This window comes from Frankia sp. CcWB2 (assembly GCF_977927585.1).
The window spans coordinates 18,716-20,287 of record NZ_CDWRCM010000069.1; the positions used below are offsets into that span (position 1 = coordinate 18,716).

Sequence of the window (1,572 nt, forward strand, 5' to 3'; positions counted from 1 at the left end):
TTCAGCCGGTTCAGCCGGTTCAGCCGGTTCAGCCGGTTCAGCCGGTTCAGCCGGTTCAGCCGGTTCGGGCCGTCCCGCGGTTCTTCCCGTAGTTTCCGGTCGGCTGCAGTTCCAGGGCCTGTCGTTCGCCTATCCCGAGAACGACCGGAACCTCGTGCTCGCGGGCATCGACCTGGCCATCGAGCGGGGCGAGAAGATCGGCATCGTGGGTCGCAGCGGAAGCGGCAAGACGACGTTCATCAAGCTGTTGCTGGGCTACTACCCGCTCCCGCCGGGCATGGTCGCCGTGGACGGTGTTCCGGTGCCCAACCGCCAGCTCGCCCGGGGCATCTCCTACGTTCCGCAGGACACCACCCTCTTCCACCGGTCCATCCGGGACAACATCGTCTACGGCACCGCGGGCCCGGTGACCCAGGCGCAGGTGGAGGCTGCGGCGCTGCGGGCCCACGCGCACAGCTTCATCTCGCGGGCGCCCGACGGTTACGACACCGTCGTCGGGGAACGCGGCATCAAACTCTCGACCGGGCAACGGCAGCGGATCGCCATTGCCCGCGCCTTCCTGGACGACAAACCCATGCTCATTCTGGACGAGGCGACGAGCGCACTGGACAGCGAGAGCGAGGTACTCGTCCAGAACGCACTCGAGGACCTATGGCGAGACAAGACGGTGATCGCCGTCGCGCACCGGCTGTCGACCCTGCTGCACATGGACCGCATCGTCGTCCTCGACGACGGCCGCGTCGTGGAGCAGGGGTCCCATCACGAGCTGCTCGAGCGGCGGGGGCGCTACCACCGGCTGTGGCAGCGGCAGAGCGGAGGAATGATCCCGGTCGAGTAGTCGCCGGATGACGGTGACCACCCGACCACGACGAGCGGAGGGCCTGTCCTACCCCTACAGAACCGTTGACGGAGCCTGCGCAGGGCTGTTAGCTTGCTCAAACGAAACGAAAACGATTTTTGTTTCGTTTGAGTCAACGGGGGCATCCGCTGTCCATCGATCAACCTATGTCGGTACGTGCCACGCCGACGCCATCGGTGGGTGCCGCGGACGCGGTACGGCTGCGGGCGGTGGCGGCGCTCCGACCCGCCCGCGGGATGCCCGCGGTCACTGCCGGCGCCGTGCTGCCGCGGGCGGCGCGCAGCGCGCGCGGCAGGTTCCTGATCACTCTGCTCGCCCTGGTGCTGGCGACGCCGATTGTTGTTGGGGCAGCGATCGGCGTGGGTTCGGTATCGGTGCCTCCCGGCGAGGTGTGGTCCAGCGTCGTGGCTCATCTGACCGGCAACGGTGCTCAGTCCTCGATGATCAACGATCAGATTATCTGGCAGGTGCGGACGCCGCGGGTGTTGCTGGCGTTCGTGGTGGGTGCGGGCCTGGCCGTGGCCGGAGCCGTGCTGCAGGCGGTGGTGCGCAACCCCCTCGCCGATCCGTATGTGCTGGGCGTGTCCTCGGGGGCCTCCGTCGCCGCGGTCGCTGTCCTCACCCTGGGAGGGGTCTCGTCGTCGGGGCTTGCCGCGGCGGTGGGGGTGTCGGGGGCGGCGTTCATCGGTGCCGTTCTCACCCTGGCTCTCGTG

General features: G+C 68.3%; 2 protein-coding genes. Both read left to right on the forward strand.

The annotated features are described in order from the left end of the window. The coding region (locus ACY45C_RS09705) for an ABC transporter ATP-binding protein (RefSeq protein WP_462187293.1) at positions 1 to 838 on the forward strand (838 nt) is incomplete at its 5' end. Between the two features lie 167 nt (positions 839 to 1,005). After that, on the forward strand, positions 1,006 to 1,572 hold a 567-nt coding region (locus ACY45C_RS09710; RefSeq protein ID WP_462187294.1), incomplete at its 3' end, for an iron chelate uptake ABC transporter family permease subunit.